1 protein-coding gene is annotated in these 1419 nt (G+C 36.9%); it reads left to right on the forward strand.

From position 1 onward, the window contains the following. The coding region (locus AOG55_RS02510) for an APC family permease (protein ID WP_330218573.1) at window positions 1-1417 on the forward strand (1417 nt) is incomplete at its 5' end. Between the last annotated feature and the right edge of the window lie 2 nt (window positions 1418-1419).

Consider the following 1419-nt stretch of genomic DNA (forward strand, 5'->3'; position numbering starts at 1 on the left):
ATTTACTTTCATAATGGAATACGGACTCAAGAGAAATTATGTATCCAGTTTCAGGCTTATATGGCAGGCAATGGGGACTCTCTCAGTTGCTGCGGATGCTGCATATTTGCTGGTTGGTGTTGTTGAATTTGCCCTGGGTGCAACCCCATTATCATTATTCCTTGGGGTAATTGGATATTTATTTATAATGAATACAGGATACCAGTTTTCGAAGCATGTAAACTCTGCCGGTTCTTATTATACATTTGCGGGGAAGGGGCTTGGTGGCATTGTTGGTACTTTTCAGGCATGGAACATGGCATTTTATGGAATTTTGGGATATGGTAGTTTTGGCTTTCTTGGCCTTGCATCATTTATTACCTTAATAGACCCGAAATATTCGGGTGCACTCTTCTGGGTGCCAATAGCCTTTGTGGCCGCACTTATATCATTTTTGTTTACATACCGTGGAATAAAAATATCAACAGATTATCAGATAGCCGGTGGTGTCATAGAGGTTCTTGTACTTATAATAGGTTCATTAATAATCATAATAAATGCTGGAAAATTAAACACTTTGTATGTTTTTACATTAAAATATGTTTCTGGATATTCTCAGCTTATTTTTTCAATGATTTATTCAACAACCCTGTATTTTGGAACCACAGTGTCAATTACCGCACTTGGCGAGGAGGCAAGGGAACCGGAAAAGAATATTAAACGTGCACTGCTTGCAACAACAATTCTTGCCGGACTTACGTTAATCTTTGTTTCTTATGCCTTCACCATCGGATGGGGGCCGGCAAATATGGAATCATTTTTTCATAGCCAGGATCCGGGAGTTATACTTTTTAAAAGATACAGTTATATACTATATATAGCACTTATACTTGTTACAATAAACAGTTTCATGGGCTATAATATTTCTGTGAGCAATGCAGATTCAAGAATATTTTATTCTTTTGCCAGGGATGGAATTCTATTTTTACCAAACAGAGTGGCCAAAATTCATGAAAGATACAGAACACCACATATAGCCGCGCTAATAATATTTATTTTATCATTTTTAATAGCCATATTTTTTGGCCTCAGGTATGGACCCGTGGCAGGTGGCCTTTTGATGCTTTTAATAAATTCATATGCTGCATATACAGAACATATAGTGGCATCAATAGCACTGCCATTTCTAACACATCGCAGGGGAGAATTTAAATTAATTCAGCATGTTGTAATTCCCGTTATTGGTATGGCCATTCTATTAATAATAATGATAAGTACACTTATAACACCCGAGCCCTATCCGGAAAACTTTGCAGTATATTTTGGCGTATCCTGGATACCGATATCAGGATTATTAACGTTTATAGAATATAAAATTCATCCCGGTAAGGTAAAAAAAGCTGCCCAGTTTACAATTGAGGAGATTGAGGGGAAATAAAA

This window comes from Acidiplasma cupricumulans (assembly GCF_001402935.1).
GTDB lineage: Archaea > Thermoplasmatota > Thermoplasmata > Thermoplasmatales > Thermoplasmataceae > Acidiplasma > Acidiplasma aeolicum.